This window comes from Halobacteriovorax sp. GB3, from assembly GCF_028649655.1.
Taxonomy (GTDB): Bacteria; Bdellovibrionota; Bacteriovoracia; order Bacteriovoracales; family Bacteriovoracaceae; genus BSW11-IV.
This window is the reverse complement of the sequence record NZ_JAQSLN010000003.1, coordinates 588,062-604,385: the sequence shown is the minus strand read 5'-3', so window position 1 is coordinate 604,385 and position 16,324 is coordinate 588,062. Positions and strand designations below refer to the sequence as shown.

General features: G+C 37.6%; 19 protein-coding genes. 10 read left to right on the top strand and 9 right to left on the bottom strand.

Going from position 1 to position 16,324, the window contains the following annotated elements; translation table 11 throughout:
- Nucleotides 1-97: 97 nt before the first annotated feature.
- Nucleotides 98-769: a response regulator transcription factor gene (locus tag HBN50_RS09170; protein ID WP_273869404.1), complete on the top strand. Its 672-nt coding sequence runs from the start codon at nt 98-100 to the stop codon at nt 767-769.
- Here the strand turns inward: HBN50_RS09170 and HBN50_RS09165 are convergent.
- Nucleotides 766-1,530, bottom strand: a complete 765-nt coding sequence (locus HBN50_RS09165; RefSeq protein WP_273869402.1) for a DUF547 domain-containing protein — start codon at nt 1,528-1,530, stop codon at nt 766-768. The genes HBN50_RS09170 and HBN50_RS09165 overlap by 4 nt on opposite strands.
- Before the next feature lie 132 nt (nt 1,531-1,662).
- Here HBN50_RS09165 and HBN50_RS09160 point away from each other — a divergent pair, with 132 nt between their 5' ends.
- Complete coding sequence (locus HBN50_RS09160) at nt 1,663-2,253, top strand: sigma-70 family RNA polymerase sigma factor (RefSeq protein ID WP_273869401.1); 591 nt, start codon at nt 1,663-1,665, stop codon at nt 2,251-2,253.
- A 22-nt stretch (nt 2,254-2,275) separates the two neighbouring features.
- Here the strand turns inward: HBN50_RS09160 and HBN50_RS09155 are convergent, their stop codons facing one another.
- Both HBN50_RS09155 and fsa read right to left on the bottom strand, forming a co-directional pair.
- Nucleotides 2,276-3,094, bottom strand: a complete 819-nt coding sequence (locus tag HBN50_RS09155; RefSeq protein WP_273869400.1) for a matrixin family metalloprotease — start codon at nt 3,092-3,094, stop codon at nt 2,276-2,278.
- An 86-nt stretch (nt 3,095-3,180) separates the two neighbouring features.
- The gene (fsa, locus tag HBN50_RS09150) at nt 3,181-3,825 is read right to left on the bottom strand and encodes a fructose-6-phosphate aldolase (protein ID WP_273869399.1); all 645 of its coding nucleotides are present in this window, start codon (nt 3,823-3,825) and stop codon (nt 3,181-3,183) included.
- A gap of 110 nt (nt 3,826-3,935) precedes the next feature.
- On the opposite strand from fsa, the gene HBN50_RS09145 reads away from it, so the two are divergent.
- Nucleotides 3,936-4,754: a hypothetical protein gene (locus HBN50_RS09145; RefSeq protein ID WP_273869398.1), complete on the top strand. Its 819-nt coding sequence runs from the start codon at nt 3,936-3,938 to the stop codon at nt 4,752-4,754.
- On the opposite strand, the gene HBN50_RS09140 is transcribed toward HBN50_RS09145, so the two are convergent.
- Complete coding sequence (locus HBN50_RS09140; protein WP_273869397.1) at nt 4,751-5,725, bottom strand: tyrosine-type recombinase/integrase; 975 nt, start codon at nt 5,723-5,725, stop codon at nt 4,751-4,753. The genes HBN50_RS09145 and HBN50_RS09140 overlap by 4 nt on opposite strands.
- A gap of 197 nt (nt 5,726-5,922) precedes the next feature.
- Here HBN50_RS09140 and rnc point away from each other — a divergent pair, with 197 nt between their 5' ends.
- The 4 genes from rnc (at nt 5,923) to HBN50_RS09120 (ending at nt 10,320) form a co-directional block, all read left to right on the top strand.
- Entirely contained in the window at nt 5,923-6,774 is an 852-nt protein-coding gene (gene rnc, locus HBN50_RS09135) for a ribonuclease III (protein WP_273869396.1), read from the top strand.
- 22 nt (nt 6,775-6,796) lie between these two features.
- Entirely contained in the window at nt 6,797-7,783 is a 987-nt protein-coding gene (gene era, locus HBN50_RS09130; protein ID WP_273869394.1) for a GTPase Era, read from the top strand.
- A 17-nt stretch (nt 7,784-7,800) separates the two neighbouring features.
- The gene (locus HBN50_RS09125; protein WP_273869393.1) at nt 7,801-9,744 is read left to right on the top strand and encodes a ribosome biogenesis GTPase Der; all 1,944 of its coding nucleotides are present in this window, start codon (nt 7,801-7,803) and stop codon (nt 9,742-9,744) included.
- A 186-nt stretch (nt 9,745-9,930) separates the two neighbouring features.
- Entirely contained in the window at nt 9,931-10,320 is a 390-nt protein-coding gene (locus tag HBN50_RS09120; RefSeq protein WP_273869392.1) for a response regulator, read from the top strand.
- Here HBN50_RS09120 and HBN50_RS09115 read toward each other — a convergent pair whose 3' ends face one another.
- Both HBN50_RS09115 and HBN50_RS09110 read right to left on the bottom strand, forming a co-directional pair.
- Nucleotides 10,321-10,794 (bottom strand): hypothetical protein, encoded by a 474-nt coding sequence (locus tag HBN50_RS09115; protein WP_273869391.1) that lies wholly within the window; start codon nt 10,792-10,794, stop codon nt 10,321-10,323.
- The gene (locus HBN50_RS09110) at nt 10,791-11,540 is read right to left on the bottom strand and encodes a hypothetical protein (protein WP_273869390.1); all 750 of its coding nucleotides are present in this window, start codon (nt 11,538-11,540) and stop codon (nt 10,791-10,793) included. The genes HBN50_RS09115 and HBN50_RS09110 overlap by 4 nt, the downstream gene beginning before the upstream one ends.
- 231 nt (nt 11,541-11,771) lie before the next feature.
- On the opposite strand from HBN50_RS09110, the gene HBN50_RS09105 reads away from it, so the two are divergent.
- On the top strand, nt 11,772-12,134 hold the full coding sequence (locus HBN50_RS09105) for a hypothetical protein (RefSeq protein WP_273869389.1): 363 nt from the start codon (nt 11,772-11,774) through the stop codon (nt 12,132-12,134).
- 40 nt (nt 12,135-12,174) lie between these two features.
- Here HBN50_RS09105 and HBN50_RS09100 read toward each other — a convergent pair whose 3' ends face one another.
- Together HBN50_RS09100 and HBN50_RS09095 are read right to left on the bottom strand one after the other, a co-directional pair.
- Nucleotides 12,175-12,948 carry a hypothetical protein gene (locus tag HBN50_RS09100; protein WP_273869388.1) on the bottom strand — a complete coding sequence of 258 codons (774 nt, stop codon included), beginning with the start codon at nt 12,946-12,948 and terminating at the stop codon, nt 12,175-12,177.
- Between the two features lie 14 nt (nt 12,949-12,962).
- Complete coding sequence (locus HBN50_RS09095; RefSeq protein WP_273869387.1) at nt 12,963-13,445, bottom strand: hypothetical protein; 483 nt, start codon at nt 13,443-13,445, stop codon at nt 12,963-12,965.
- A gap of 148 nt (nt 13,446-13,593) precedes the next feature.
- Between HBN50_RS09095 and HBN50_RS09090 the strand changes: the two genes are divergently transcribed.
- Entirely contained in the window at nt 13,594-14,262 is a 669-nt protein-coding gene (locus HBN50_RS09090) for a tetratricopeptide repeat protein (RefSeq protein ID WP_273869386.1), read from the top strand.
- A 10-nt stretch (nt 14,263-14,272) separates the two neighbouring features.
- Nucleotides 14,273-15,385 carry an outer membrane protein assembly factor BamB family protein gene (locus tag HBN50_RS09085; RefSeq protein ID WP_273869385.1) on the top strand — a complete coding sequence of 371 codons (1,113 nt, stop codon included), beginning with the start codon at nt 14,273-14,275 and terminating at the stop codon, nt 15,383-15,385.
- Between the two features lie 2 nt (nt 15,386-15,387).
- Here the strand turns inward: HBN50_RS09085 and HBN50_RS09080 are convergent, their stop codons facing one another.
- A complete protein-coding gene (locus tag HBN50_RS09080) occupies nt 15,388-16,284 on the bottom strand; it encodes a hypothetical protein (protein WP_273869384.1) in 897 nt (298 codons plus the stop codon).
- Between the last annotated feature and the right edge of the window lie 40 nt (nt 16,285-16,324).

Below are 16,324 nucleotides of genomic sequence, written 5' to 3'. Positions count from 1 at the left end.
TGGCCCTTTTTTTTGTTAATTTTCTTCGGAATCTGTTTCATCCTCAACCTAAATGCATTATAATTTTAATGATAGTAACAACTTAAAGAAAACGTATATGCAGAAAAAAATACTTTGTGTGGAAGACAATTCAACAATGCGCCTGTTGGTCGAATCAATTTTAAAAAATGATTACCTCGTTCAGACGGCAGAAGATGGAAGAGAGGGCTTGCTTAGGGCCAAAACTTTTAAGCCTGATCTAATCATCCTGGATATTCTTTTACCAGATATGAGCGGCTATGAAGTTTGCTCTTTCTTGCAAGGTGAAGATGAGTTAAAGAATATCCCAATTATCATGCTCTCTTCAAATAAAGACGTTCAATCTAAAATTACTTCTTATAAGTTGGGGGCGATCAATTACGTTGAAAAACCATTTGATAAAAATGAGTTTAGAGCGATTGTTTCCTCTGTTCTTGCTAAAAGTGAAACTCGCGGACATGTTCTTAAGTATGGTGATATGACTCTTAACTTGGACTCTCAAATTGTCATGATTCAAACGAGTAAAGTTGATCTAACTCCTAGTGAGTTTCGCCTTCTCGTTGCTGTTATTAAAGAGAGAGGAGCAATTGTCGAGCGTGCGCAGTTAAATAAGTTATTCAATGAGAGTGATTCTGAAGGTGTCGATCGCGTTGTTAATTATCATATGAGTCTTTTAAGAAAGAAAGTGAAGAGCTCGAATGTTGCGATTAAGTCAGTTTATGGAAAAGGTTATAGAGCAGAGCTTGCTTAATTTTCTTCAAGATCATTGAGGCTCCAGTCATATCTTTCAAAGCGTACCCTAAAGTCTTCGCGATCAAGGGCTTCTCTTTCAAATGTATCATCGATATATGTTCTAATGAAGCCTTGTATAGAGCCGCCATCTTTTAAAAAATCTTGTTCATACCACTGAAAAATTTTTGAGAGATAGAGTCTTTTTTTCTTTATACTCAAGCGGTTTCTCTTTTTATCATTGATAAAATCATATGTCCGCTGATCAAGTTGTTCGTTGAGTTTGTCTGCTTGGTAGGCTTCTTTGGAAAGTGGTGGACAGCTAATAGAAGCGCAGACGAGTGCAAAATGTATTCGAGGTTCATTAAAATTTTTTCGAATCATATCGTGTTCAATTTCATCGAGATGTCTCTCTTTACCAAAAAGAGTAAAGAATGTTTTTTTCCAGGGCGACTTAAATAGGGTTCCTATGTCTTTTAAGCTTCGAATCGGATAGTTGTCGATAACAAGCTTTAGCGTAAAAGCATTGTAGGCATTGATTAAGAAGGCAAGCTGTTGCTCATTTGTAAAACTTTTAAACTCTCGCTCACTTAGTGATGATAGTTCGTTTAAATAAGATTCAAGTTCCTTAGACGATTTCACAAGCTTGGAATAATTCACTTTGGATTGGGTACCTTTTACAAGGACATGTTCTTCAAGGACATTTGAGAATTTTTGGTGGGAATGGTCAAATGACCACGAAGCTACTGAATAAATGAGTCCAAAAAAGAAGATAATTTTCATAATGCACTCGAAGACCTCTGTTTGCCATCGCCTTATTTCTTGATACAATTTTAACATGAATCTCTCAGTTAAATTGTATTTCCAATTTCTTAGAGTAATCTTGAAGAAGGCCCTATAAGCTTAGAGGTACTAGTGAAAAATGGTGATTATCTCTATTTTAAAAGTGAAGAATTTTTAAAGAAACTCTTTGAAAGAGAGGAGAAGGCCGTATCAAAACTAGTTAAGGTCTATACTCAACATTTGTATAAAGCGGCACTTGGAATGGGACTCAGCGAAGAGAAAGCACATGATGTCACTCATTCTTGCTGGCTTACTTTCTTTGAAATATTAGATCGCTTTGAAAAAAGAAGTCATATTCGTACGTTTCTCTTTGGCATTCTTTATCATAAAGTTTCTGAGCAGCGTCGCTCCAATATGAAGTTTGAAAATACTGATCCTATTGAAATGGTCGTTGAATCTCAATTTAAAAGTGATGGCCATTGGTCCCAGGATATTCGAGAGCCAAGTGATGAGCTTGAAGGAAAGGAGGCCATGAGTATCATTGAGAAATGTCTCGAACACTTACCTGATCTTCAAAAAAGTGTTTTTATGATGAAGGTTGTTCAGGAATTTGATAGTGATGAGATTTGTGATGCTCTTGATATTAAGGCCACTCACCTTAGGCAACTACTCTTTCGCGGTCGAAATCGTATGAAGGATTGTGTCGAAAGAAATATGAAGTAAAAAGGGCCTTTAGGCCCTGATATTAGAGATTTGTTTCATGTGTTTCAATGAGCTCATTTTCTAGATAGTGATAGCAAGTACCATCGGGATGGAGTTCAATGACTCCGCGGTAAACTTTTTCATCAGTATCATCTTGTTTTTCAATTCGAAGGTTTTGAATTGACTTTGATAGTGCTAAGGCCGTCGTCGAAGGGTAGAGTTCTGTGAGGTTTTCTTTATCGACATCGTAAACTTCTTGTTTGACTTCTTGTGCACCTAAGCTATCACCCATAATACTTGGATACTCCCACCAAGCAGTATGCTTAAGTCCTATTAAATGTCCTAGCTCATGTAGGGCCACTGTCGCAAGATCGTAGCCACCATCTGTAGTCGTATCAGTTGAAAACGTATAGTCTCTATTATTAAAAATAATATCACCATGAATAATCAAACCAGAGCTTGTCGCCCAGTATTGAGTCACAGCAAGAGCACTTGAAGAAAAATCATCGTACCAGCTATGTGAGAGATAAATTCCAATAAGACCATCTTTGTAAGTGGCCGAAGTAGATGGTTCATAATTTACAACTTTTGAAGGGTCATTGAAAAATGTAAGTTGTGGATGAGAGTCATTCCAAAGCGCCATCATTCTTTCAATGGGATCTTTTCCATCAACGGTGTCATCAGAATCATAGAAAGAATCAAAATCTGTAGATAGTTCGATACTTAGAGGGAAGGCCGTGTCTTGCCATTTATTTTTGACTTCTGCAGTTTGCCCACCTTGAATTGTTGGGGACTCGTCATCACCACCAGTACAAGAGACTAGTGCGATCAGCATTAACAGAGTGAATAGGTAAGATTTCAAGGCTTCATCTCCTTTTAGAAAGCTATGTTCCTATCGGGAAATGAAACCTTATATTAAGAAATAATAAGCAGAGCTATTTAGTCTGGTTATTTGTTCGCATTAGCGTGATCTTTAAGGAATTGCTCAAGTCCTTGATCAGTGAGCTGATGCTTGAAAAGTTGTTTAACAACCTTGATAGGCATTGTTGCAACATCGGCACCAATAAGAGCACATTCTTTAACGTGCATTGGGTGGCGAATTGAAGCTGCTAGGATTTGAGTTTGAAATCCATAGTTATCGTAAACTTGTCTGATTTCGTTGATGAGCTGAACACCATCATGTGAAATATCGTCAAGACGACCTAGGAATGGAGAAATATAAGTTGCTCCATTTTTCGCAGCTAAAAGGGCCTGGTTGGCCGAGAAACAAAGTGTGACGTTCGTGTTGATATTATTGTCAGAAAACCACTTACAAGCAGAGATTCCATCGATTGTTAGAGGAAGTTTAATAACGATATTTTCATTGATCTCAGCAAGTTTTGCACCTTCTTTAATCATCGCTTCTCTTTCTGTTGAGATAACTTCCGCTGAAATTGGACCATCAATAATCTTAGTAATATCTGTGATGACCTCTTCTTGAGTGCGTCCTGTTTGAGCGATAAGTGATGGGTTTGTCGTTACACCATCAATGATTCCCCATGTGGCCGCTTCTTCAATTTCTGAGATGATTCCTGTATCTAGGAAAAAGTCCATAATAACTCCTAAGTTTTGTTGAAATACTAGATTAAGGTAGCAATGAGAAGGCCTCTAGACAAGTTTTTCCGCCCAAAACAATTTGTTTCACCTTAGGCCATAATAAAGTTATGCGTCACAAGTTTATCTTACTTACATTGATGATATTTAGTTTAGCTCCTATGGCGATAGGGTCTGAATTTACTAAAAAAGAGGGTCTTAGAAGAAAGCCTGTGGCCAAAGAAAAAATGGCGACAAGTGAGAGCTTAGAGGGTCTCGATTCCTTTTATGATCGCGATTTAAATTATGCTAAATTCTCCGGTCGAGTGACTGATAGAGATAAAACGGCCAATCTTATGAAGATTAGTTCTGAAAATTCGACAGTGCGTTTTTTTAGGGCCGGTGACCGCGTGGAGTTTAATGTGATTACAATGAAAGATCGCACTCCTTGTGTTGGTCATGTTCGCTCATCTGAAGATGGCTACTTTACAATTTATGCGGAAAATCTCAATCCTTGTTGGGGGGAGAGTCTTTATTTTCGAAGAGGGACGGTTCTTGTTTTTGATTCTGAAGATCTTGCAAAAAGAGTTGATCAAGCCTCTCTTTATCGAATGACCCTTCTTAGAAGAAAGAAAGATTTTTTCAACCAGCTCAACAAAGTAAATCACTTCATTTGGAGTTTTGATCAGGAAAAAGTCAAAGTTGCCGCTAAGTATGATGAGCAAATTAATGATTTGATAAAGCAGAGAGAAAAAGCTGTTGATCAGCTGATTAGTAAGAAAGAAGATTTTGCAAAACTTCAGCGCCAATTGGCCTTTCAAATAGATGAGCTAAAAAAGGATCTCGATTTTTATAAGATTGAGCGTCAAGAACTCTTTGTTGATCGTTGGCATCTCGACCAAGACACTGGAGTCCCTGTACAACAGAGACCCCAAGACCTTCGCGACTAATTCGTCTTAGATAAGTTATTTTTATAAAGTTCTTCTAGAAATGTATCGTGGTAGATATGTGATGACATGTGTTCTTTATAGAGTTTTAAAGAATAAGAGGGTGCTAGTCCAAGCCATTCCTTGATAAGGTTATCGGCCTTATCTTGCCCAAGCCATTTGAAGATACAGGCCTGTCTTAGAGACTTGGGTGTGAGTGTTATCATAAGCTTTTTTCTAAGCTCTTCAAAAACAATCTCAAGCCCTCGTGCAGAAAGTCCTCCAGAGAGGATTCTATAAGGATTCGCATTAAAAAGAAGTTCATTAAATTCTAAGTTATCTTTCTTTTTGAAAGTATTGAGTAGTTCTAAGTAGCGATCAAAAACTAGACTTGTAATGGCCGGGAGTGGAATTGTGTAAGAGTCGCGTTTTGGATGATGAATAAGCACTCTTGGACTTGTTCCCTTAAAAATTTGGGCCGTCGTAATATTTTGAAGATCACTCACTTTGAGACCTGCTCCATAGATAAGAAGCATGATCACTTGATTTCTTAAGGCCAAGAGCTTGGCCATGTCACTCTCGTTTTTCTCTTCTTCAAGTAAGTGAACCCAAAGTGTTTTTACATCGATAAAAGGCGTTGGGCGCGGGATATCGAGAAATTTTGGAGAGGTTGGAAGTTTTCTCACTGGGTTAGAATTAAAGGCTCCTCTTTCAACGAGGTAATCAAAGAAAAGGCGAAGTGCCTGAACACGTCTTCTTCTTGAATTATGTGAGTTGTACTTATTATCTAGATAGGCTCCGTAGTCTTTAATATGAGAAATCTCAAAGCCACTGATATCGAGATGCCCCTGTTTGTGCATAAGGTAGTTGTTAAAGCACTGCAAGTCTGTTTTGTAATTTTTAATGGTATTTGGACTTTTTCCATTGGCATCCATGAGCTTGAAAAAGTTGTTTTGCCAGTTTTTTAAATTTTCTTTATTGAAATGATTGTCCATTTGTGAACCTTTCTTATTTATAAGTCACTGATTTTTGGTAATAACTGATTAAGTTCAGAGATTCCTGTCTAAAATATTATCGCCCTTGATAAAATTTCACAACACCTTAATCATCTATTGATTCAAAAGAGTGAAAGTGTTAGAAAAGGGAAGAATTTTAATTAGTTAAATATAAGTGGGCCCTTTTGGAGCATAAGATGACCTTTAATTCACTCGTGAAAGATTACGCATTTGAAAATGATGATGCAAAGTGTCTTTCTGGTTGGGTACAAGGTATCAATGCTTTTTATAAAGGACGCTCTTCGGCACCACTTCCTTATCAAGACTTTAAAAAAGCTCTTCTCGAGCATGAAATCCTCGATTCATTCATACAAAAGAACTCTTTAGAAAAGTTGGAGCGTGAGCTTCTTTGTGAAGCACTTACTCACAAATCTTTGGTTCATGAAATGAAGCCTCTCGCTAACAAAAGCTATGAGCGCCTTGAGTTTCTCGGTGATACAGTTCTTTCTCTCATTGTTAGCACAACTCTTTATAGTGACATTCACGACTTTTCTGAGGGTGAGCTTTCAAAAATGAGAGGGGCGCTAGTAAATGAAAAGACTCTCGCAAAGATTGCTGAGCTTATGGGAGTGTCCGAAGTTGCACTTGTAGGTAAGGGTGAATTCCTAAAAAGAGGTCATTTTAATGAAAGTGTCATGGCCGATATTGTTGAAGCCCTTTTAGGAGCAAGTTATTTAACAGGTGGTCTAGGTTTTGCTAAAAGCTTTTTTAGTCACCTTTGTGAGCTATTTAAAAGTAAATACAATATGGATTTTTTCAGTCCTGATCAGCTCTTAGAATTCGATTCAAAATCTAAATTACAAGAATTAACAATGAAAATGTTTACAGAGACACCTCTTTATCGAGTGATCGATCAAAGTGAAACGGGCTTTGTTATTGAACTTGTTATTTGCGATAAGGTTATTTGTAAGGCCAGTGGGAAATCTAAGAAAGAGGCCGAGCACCAATGTGCAAAAAAATGCTTAAAAGAAAAACTATATAATTTTTAATTCATCTATCGGAGGAAAGACTATGCTTATTGAACATCAACACCCGGATAATAAATCGATTATGGTTGCTATTCTTGGAGCTCCAAACGTTGGTAAAAGTTCTATGATTAATTATCTTCTAGGGCTAGATTTAAGTATTGTTACTAATAAAGCACAGACAACGAGAAATAAATTTCACTGTGTTTTCACTGTTGATCATACGGAAGTTATTCTCGTTGATACTCCGGGTCTGCATAAGTCGAATCAAGAACTAAACAAAAGGCTTAATGAACAGGCGAGAGAGGGAACTGAAGGTGCCGATATCAATCTTCTTTTAATTGATCTATCAAAAGAGATCTTTCCTCAAATTACAGAATTTAAAGAAAATATTCAAAGAGAACTTGGAGAGACTTGGATTGTCTTTACGAAATCTGATCGTATCGAAAATGCTGAGGCCTTACCTCTTGCTGAAGTTTTTGAAAAAGCAAAAGAAGTTCTTCCTGAGCTTACAAAGTTTTTTGTTGTATCATCTAAGTCTGGGGATAATATGCACGCACTAACAGGTGCTCTTTGTGATAGTGCGAAACCAGGTCCACACCTTTACGATGGTGGAGAAATCTCAAATAAGAATGAGAGATTTTTTGCAACGGAATACATTCGTGAGCAGGCCTTCGAACTTTTAAAAGATGAAATTCCATATGAAGTTGCTGTCGTTGTTGATGAATACAAAGACATGAGACAAAGAGATGAATTTGATAGAGGGAAAAAGCCAAGTGTTACGGCCTTTATTTCTGCGACAATCCTTGTGAACCGTCCATCTCAAAGGGCCATTGTTGTTGGTTCTAAGGGAACAATGATTAAAGAAATCGGGACGCGTTCGAGAAAGAAAATTGAGGCCATGGTCGCTGGTAAAGTTCATCTAAACTTACACGTAAAAGTTTCACCAAAGTGGTTTAAAAACAACTTTGTACTTGAAGAGCTTGGACTTCCAAGAGCTCAAGATTCAAATCGTGTTTGGAGAAAAAGATAAATAAAAGGTGAATGATTATGAGTAAAAGATCTATGGTTATTTCCTTAATTGGAAGACCAAACGTGGGAAAGAGTTCTCTCTTTAACCGTTTATTGAAAAAACAACATAAGGCCATCACACATGATATGCCAGGAGTTACGAGAGATCGTCACTATGGGATTGCCAAGTTTGATGATCTTGCTAATGAACAAGAGTGTGAAACGATCCTGGTTGATACTGGTGGTTTCTATCCACAAAAGATTGAAGAAAAAAGAAGTGATTCAAGTATCAGCAATGATGATATGTATGCTGATAAATTCTTCAATATTATGACTGAGCATGCTGAAATGGCCATTCAGGAGTCTGATTTGGTTCTTTTTGTCGTAGATGTGCGTGAAGGTGTTCTTCCTTTTGATGAACAAATCGCTCGTTATATTCGAACACAAAGAAAAGACTTTTGGCTGATTGTGAACAAGTTTGATTCTGATAAACAATGGGGTGATGAAGTTGACTTCTACTCTCTCGGTCTCGACCCTGAGAATATGTTTATGGTCTCTTCTGCACACGGTTTAGGAGTGCAAGAGTTACGTGAGAGAATTCACGGAAAACTTGCGAATTATCAGACAAATAATGAGACACTCGTTAGTGGGCATTTACAAAAAGGTGTTACACCAAGAGAACAAGTTGTTTCACGTGTGGCCCTCATTGGTGCTCCTAATGCTGGAAAGTCTACTCTTCTTAACCACCTCGTTGGTTCAAAAAGGGCCCTTGTATCCGATATTCCTGGGACTACTGTTGATCCAATTGAAGGTTACTTTGATCTTTATTTTGGAAAGGAATCTAAGGAATTGAATGAAGATATGAATATCTTTAAACAAGATGGACTTCTCTTTAAGCAATACGAAGACTTCAGAAAAAATAACCCAGATGTCTATGAGTCGATGATCAATTCTTATAACCGTGAAGAAAGCGCAGATAAGAGTAATGGGATTCGCCACTTAGAAGATGATATGCTTCTCGATGGTCTTGTTGATAATTTTGAAGGAGAGTACGATCAATTTTCTGAAGAAGATTTTTCTGAGGAAGACGTTTATGTTGATGATGATTTCTCTTCGGCCGAAAGTGATGATGAAAATCTCGATCGTCTTTACTCTCAAGTCTTTGAAAGCGATGAGAGCGAACAAGATGAACAACAGGACGAGCAAGATGAGCAACAAGACTCTGAGTCACAACAACTAGATGAAGAAATCGATGAAGGAAGTTTTTGGCGCTCTCTACACGTTGTCGATACAGCGGGGATTCGTCGTCAAAAATCAGTAAAAGGCTTCATTGAAGAGCAATCTGTTTATCGCTCACTTCGTTGTATTACAGAATCTGATATTGTCATCTATATGATTGATGCAACCAAAGGAATGGGGCACCAAGATCGTCGCCTTCTCGATATTGCCCTTGAAAAAGGTAAGTCAGTTATTGTTTGTCTCAATAAGATTGATCTTTTAGGAGACGAGCTTAAAGACGAAAAGGCAAAAAGAGAGTGGTTAAAAGATCTTCGCCGTGATGTTCCTTGGCTTTATTTCTGTGATCTCATTCCTATTTCTGCAAAGTATGGAAAGAGAGTAAAACAACTTAGAAATGCCATGAAAAAAACGGTTCTCATTAGAAAGCGCCAGATTCCAACATCGGCCCTTAACCGCTATATTTTTGATCTCATTGAAAGACACCCTATTGTTACTAAGGGAGCAAAGGGGAAGCGTTTTAAAGTTAAGTATACGTCTATGGTAAAGACGAGTCCTCCTACTTTTCTTTTCTTTACCAATAAGTCTCAGGGAATTCCTGATAGCTATCGTCGTTATCTTAAAAATGGTCTTCGTGATGCTTTCGAATTTGATAATACACCAATTCATTTGATCTTTAGAACGGGTAATGATCTCGCTAAGAGAATGAAAAAATCTAAGCTCGCTAAAGAAATCAACTTTGATTAATTCTTTTTATGGCCGCTCCTTTTTTATGGGAGCGGCTTTTCTCTATAGTCCTTATTGGATTCGACCTTTGTAAGTTCCCTTTATTATTCAAGAAATGACAGATCAATATAAAACATGATCCATCTCAGCTTTTAAATTTTCAAAATGCCGAAATATTATCTAGAGGATAATTTATTGGAGTTTGTTATGAAAATTCTTGTTGTTGATGATGATCGTTCGATTCTTGAATATTATAAGCATAAACTTAGAAACGTTGGAATCGTTGATGTTATTAGTGCAAGTAATGGGCGTGAAGCCTTAGATGTCCTGGAAAAGAATCAAGATATATTTCTTGTTCTCTCTGATATCTGTATGCCTGTAATGAGTGGGCTCGAATTTTGTAAAGAAGTTAAAAAGAAAAGAGAAGATCTTATTTTCTTTTTACTATCCTCTAAACTCTCTCTTTCCCCACGAGAAGTCTTAGATATTGGGGCTGATTATTTCTTTGTAAAACATTCTTCAATCGAAGATGAGCTCTTTAAAATTGTTGTGAAGTATTTTTTAAGGGCCCATGAACATTCACAGGCCCTTGCATAATTAGTCTTGTGATTCAAGCTCTTCACATGCCTTAAGAATCGCTTTCTTTGTAAATAGCTTACGACCGGCACTAACATTTCTGGTATTTCTGTGTGAGCCTGTATAGCGCTTCTTACTGACTTTAATTTCGTATTCATCTTGTAAGATACGCTTTCCTTGATCATTGAAAAGAGGGGCCCTTTTAAACTCCTCTCCAACTGTAACATACTCGTAAGAATCATTACGGCGACCAAGCCATCGTTGCTCTCGAATTGGTAATTTTTCAATACTTCGTATTGTATTTCCTTCGTTACAAATTTTCGTTATATCGAGCCAGAAACTTTCAAATTTATGTCCAGGAAGATCAAAGATAATCTTCTCGTTATTTTTAAGTTGTTGCCAAGTTAAACTCTTGCCCGATCCTCCGGCACTATCGCCAAATCCGGCAAGTGTATTGGTTATCAATAAGGCCATTAGGAGAAGTGTTTTTTTCATGAATTAATTCCTGGATTCATTTTGTCCACACATTGAAATGTTATTCCTCTAATGTGGCCTTGATAATTTTTATTATTGGCAATTTCTATTTTCTTTTTATAGGCCTGCTCATCGATATTGATCCACTCTTGGTAACCCTCATCATTTAAACCTTCACAATAGATGGCCATGTGATTTTCATTATTATCATCTGTGGCCTCGGGCCTTAAGAAACGCTCAAGCATCTGAATCGACAATTGCTTAATGCTTTCAGCTCGCAGATTGGTTCTGGCCTTTCCAAGAATGAGTGTCCCATCTTGTTGAACTTCAATGGCGCCGAGTTTGATCATTTTCTTTAACGTTTCTAGCCCGTGTTCTCCGTAGCGAAACGTGATGAATTCTTTTGTTAACGGACCCGTAGCTGCAAGAAAGAAAATTTCACTGAAGGCCCTGTCGCGAATCATTTCTTGCTCTATATCGAGAGTGTAGATGAGTTCTTGGTCAAGGGGCTTGAAAGATTTTTTTTCGATGGTATCTCTTATAATCGGTGAGACGAGATCTAGTAGCTCAGAGTCATTTTTTGAATCAGTTAAAACGCGATAGATTTTATAAAGCGTTTGATGTCCCGGTTTATTTTCACCCTGAATGAGACGCTTTAATGTTTTTTCATGAATCTGCATCTTTGAAGAAAGAATGCGCAGGCCCTTTTTAGGGTCGTTAAATTGACTAATTGCTTTATCCAAATCATAGGCGACTTGGTCTTTCAAATTGGGACGATCGGAATAGGTCTCAGTAAAAGTCATGGCCTTTTATAAAAGAAGTTGTGAAAAACATCAATACATTTTCACAGAAAGTGTGAACAGTGTAAAATTGATAGGATTTGTTTATTTAATCATTGTGTTCTATGGATTCTTTAATCCAAATTTGCAATTTACTTTTAGTTTAAGTACTAATGCAGTCACCAATATTTTGAGTTTATTAATAAGCAAGGGGACTTTATGAAATTTGTTATCGCTTCACTATTGTTATTTATTGGGGTTTGCTCATTTGGCTCTACTTTAATTAGTGAAGATTACGATGCTGTTAAAAGTGTCGTCTTAGAGAAGTCTTCAAAAGTGATGATGAAAGATAATCTTATTAAAAGTGAGCTTCATGAGAGAGACCTTTTTGTGTTAAATGTAAAAACAGATATCTTAAATTACCAAGACTTTGTCGTTATCGAAGCAGTTGTTCTTCCAGAAGAGTCAAATTGTCTTTGTCAGGACGTTTTTGAGATCAAGATGGAGCTTTTTAAGAAAGAGAATCACTGGCAAGTCGTTAGGGACTCTTTGAAATTAGTACGCATCGAAGACGAGCAATAAGCAAACGTTCTTGTAAGAGAGGGCCTTGAATGATCCTCTCTTACCAGTTAAAGACATAAGAAACAAACATCGTATATCCATCTCCAGTTAGGTCGGCCACTCCACCAGAAAGGTTACCCTCGCTATTAACTTGGGCGTAATCATCAGTGTACTTATCGTGGAAATTAACTCTGTGCCAGAGAAATTCTGCGTTGATATAGGACTCTCTAATTCTAATTGGGAAATCAAAACCAAAGCCGAGTCCTACTCCAAGACCGCCTCCCTTGTCATTTGGAAGGTCTTCTTGATCGACGTACTTCGTTGTTGTGTACCAGTACTCCATTCTTCCAATGAAATAGGGATTTGAGTAGGTAAGGGCCGTACCAAGGTCAGAGGTGTCAATATAGTAACGCCAGCTTAAAAAGACGCGAAGTAATGATACATCGACGAAACCTAGGGGCTCGCCATCGAGTATTTGTGTTTCTTCGGCCATAAAAAAATGGTGTTTTGAAAACTCAAATCCCATACCGAAGGCCGTTTGAAAGTCGACAAAGTAATTGATCCCCATTCCATAAGAAGGATGATCGTCTTCGTAGAGCTGTCCTCGGTTACCACCAAACTGAGTTAGTCCTAGCCCTAGTTGGAAAGAGAAGAGGCGACCAAATTTGTAGAAGCGCTCATCTTCCATGACTTGAGTGTTTTCTAGGTCTTCGTTGAAGTCACTAAAAATATCTCCACCTATATTTAATTCATCTTCTTGAAAGTTGATAGGATCAAATTGGGCGTTGGAGCTAAGGGCCAAAAATAGCAATAGAAGAGCAGCGAGCTTTTTCACAGGGCTAGGGTTCCTTATAAGTAGAAATGTATCGATCCAATGATAAATTGACTTCCAACAGTTTGGATAGCAAAGTCATCGATCTTATTAAGTGAGATTCCTGTTTCAAAGCTTAGACCAAGGCTTGTAAGTCCTGCGAAGCTAAATTCTGATCCCACCGTAAGGTCAAATTGAAAGCCTGTCTTATCAGTGCTTTCATCTTTTTTGTCGTTTAAAAGAGCTCCAAGAAAACCCAAGTAAAAGTTAGTTTGTGGCTCTTCAAAAATGACGCGATAGAGCTTAACTCCTGCTCCCCATCCCCCTGTATCAGAAGAATCAAGGCTTAAGAGTCCGCCAAAAGAGAAAGTCTTTGATTGCTGTATCTTAAAAGAAACGGCCGGCAGATCATTGACTAACTGAGTCGTCATTCCGACTCCTAGGCGGCCTATTCTCTCTGTGGCCAGTGTTGTTGATGTAATAGCGAGAAAAGAAAAAAGAAAGATTATTGTATTTTTCATGTTTCGCATCCTTGCGTCAAAAATTAAATCTTTATTATGATAACGAAGCTCAGTATTTTTGACAACTTCAACGAAGATTTTTAAAATTTAACTTTAGAAAATCGACCCTTATGGTCTTACTAAGTTTTTATAACAAGGATGTAGAGTAGTGAATGCAACAACGGGAACAACTGGTGGAACTCTTGAAGGTGAACTTCAACAAACTGAATTAGGAAGCTTTGTCTCTAAGAACAAAGGATTTGTTGTAGGTTTAATCGTTTTGGCCATCGTTGCCATCTTTGGATATGGGATTTTCTCTATTCAAAAAAATAAGTCTGATGAAGTTAAGGCCGACAAGGTTGCTGCTTTTACAACAACATTTGCAAAAAATTATACAGATAAAAAAATTGATGCCGCTCAATTATCAAAGGCCTATCAAGAACTCGTTAGTGAAGTGGGATCATTCGTTGGACTTACTCCTGTAACGATTTCTCTTTCAGATCAACTTGTTAAAAATAATGAAAAAGAAATGGCGCTTTCTTTCCTTGAAAAACTTAATGATGTATCAAGTTCAACGGCAAGATTCTTTATCGATACTCGTCTTGCGGCCCTTTACGAAGATATGGGGAAAGTTGATATGGCCATCGCTTCTCTTGAAAAAGTTAATCAAGGTGGACTGAAGCTTCTTGAAGAAAAGATCTACCTAGACCTTGGTCGTCTTTATATGGCCAAAGGTGATAAAGAAAAAGCTCGTGCAAGCTTTGATTATATTAAAAAGAACCTTGCTCAGGATGAGTACAAAAAGCTAGCTGATATTTATCTGTCGAAGCTTAAGTAAGGAATTTACTATGTTAAAATTCATTGGGCCTTTGGCCCTTTTAATCATGGCCGGTTGTTCAAAACTTCCAGCTAAGTATACTCCAAGTGCTGTTAAAGATGATCTTGGTGCTTTTCATGTTTCTTGGACTAAAAATTTAGATCCAGTTTATGAAACAGGTAATTTACCAATCTCACTTAATTCTCCTCTCATACATGGAGAGTTGCTTTATCTTGGTGATGCTTCCGGTACGATGAGTGCTTACAATTTATCTAATGGACGTATTGTTTGGAAGACAAAAGATAATGGTGCCTACTTTTCTAGACCAGTTGTTTTCAATGACAATCTTGTATACGGAAATGTTCAAGGAAGACTTTACTCGAGAAATCTCATGACAGGTAAACTCGATTATGAAGTTGATCTCGGGGCCAGTGTGGAAACTAGACCATTTATTCATAAAGGACGCCTCTTTGCACAGACGAGAGATCACAAGATCTTCTCTTTAGATGCAAAGACGGGAAAAGTTCTTTGGGCCTATAAGCGTTCAGTTCCTTTTTTGACAACACTACAAAGAGCATCGAGACCTGTTGTAATCGATAATAAGTTGTTTGTAGGCTTTGCTGATGGATCAATCGTTGCCTTTGGTCCTGAGGATGGTGTTGTTCTTTGGGAGAAGAGAATTGCGACGGGAACTAAGTTCGTCGACGTTGACACCGATCCGGTTCTCTTTAATGGACATTTGATTGTTGGATCTATTACTGGGGATCTTGTTGTTCTTTCTCCTGAATATGGACAAGTGCTTAGACGCCTTCCTTATAGCATCTCAAGAGAAGTTTACGTGGATGGAAAAAATCTAGTTGTTTTAACTTCTAATGGGGAAGTTGTTCTTTTAGATGAATTTTATAACGAAAAGAAAAAACTTTCTGTTAGCAAGGAAGCTTTAAGTTCTCTTGTAAAATGGAAAGGTGGATATGCTATCTCTTCTGTAGGGAAGAAACTTTATTACGTAAAGAGTGATTTATTAAAGGTTGAACAAACTTATTCTCTTGGAAGTGAGTACTCGGCCATTTTTGGTGAACTCGTCCAAGCGGATGAAAGGCTTGCCGCCTTCTCATCACGCAATAGACTCTACGTCTTTAAGTAAGACTACTCTTGTTCAAAGTAGTCTTTACTCCAATTTACATCTAATCTTTGGAAAAGTTCATCTGTAAGGATGGACTTTTCTTCTGAGCTTGCAAGCCCTCTAAAATTTCTTTTTTCTTCTTTCTTTTGTAGTGATTTCACAAGAGACATATTTGAGAACACGGTTGTTCTAAGAAGAATATTTATCCCGCTACTTGAGCGAGAAAAGAGAGACTGTCTCTTATTTTGTGTAAGAAGATTCTCGTAAATATAGTAATTATCACTATAGCCCGTTTGGCATAACTCACTCAGTTCGGCATAGGTTTTTGCTACATGGATATTGAGAGCTTTTTGGATTACGGCCTTTTTCTCGTGGTTTGGAATATCTTTTGTAATGATATCAACGACACGAGGGCGAATGCTATCTGTAGAGAGAGGGAGATAGTATTCTGGATTTTGTGCTAAGAACTCTTCGTTTGTAGCATTTTTATTAAAAGTTGCGATATCAAAGTTAAGTTCTTTTTTAGTGTAGTTTTTGTGATCATTTTCTCTATACGTTAAAAGCGACGTATGAAAATTTGGGCACGTATTAATCTTTGGCGCATTTTGCTTGTCTGTATATTGGGACATCGCTTGGTACTGCTCGTAAAGAGAAAGAAAATAGAGTCTCTTATTTGAGAACTTCTTTGCTTTTTTGCTATCTTCGCTCACCGATGCTGGGGCACGGTTGGCCTTTCGCGTAGGGCGATACTTTCCCGCATTGATTAGGGGAACTTGATTAACTTGACTATTTTGTGGCTCAAATCTTGCCATTTTCTCTTCAATAGACTCAGGTCTCTTGTAGTGACCTGCACAACCGGCCAAAAAGCTCAGAGAGAGGGCCATTGGTATGATTTTTTGTTTTTTTCCGCCAAATTTCATGAACGCTCCTTAACTTCAGCTAAGGAACTTATCGGCAAAA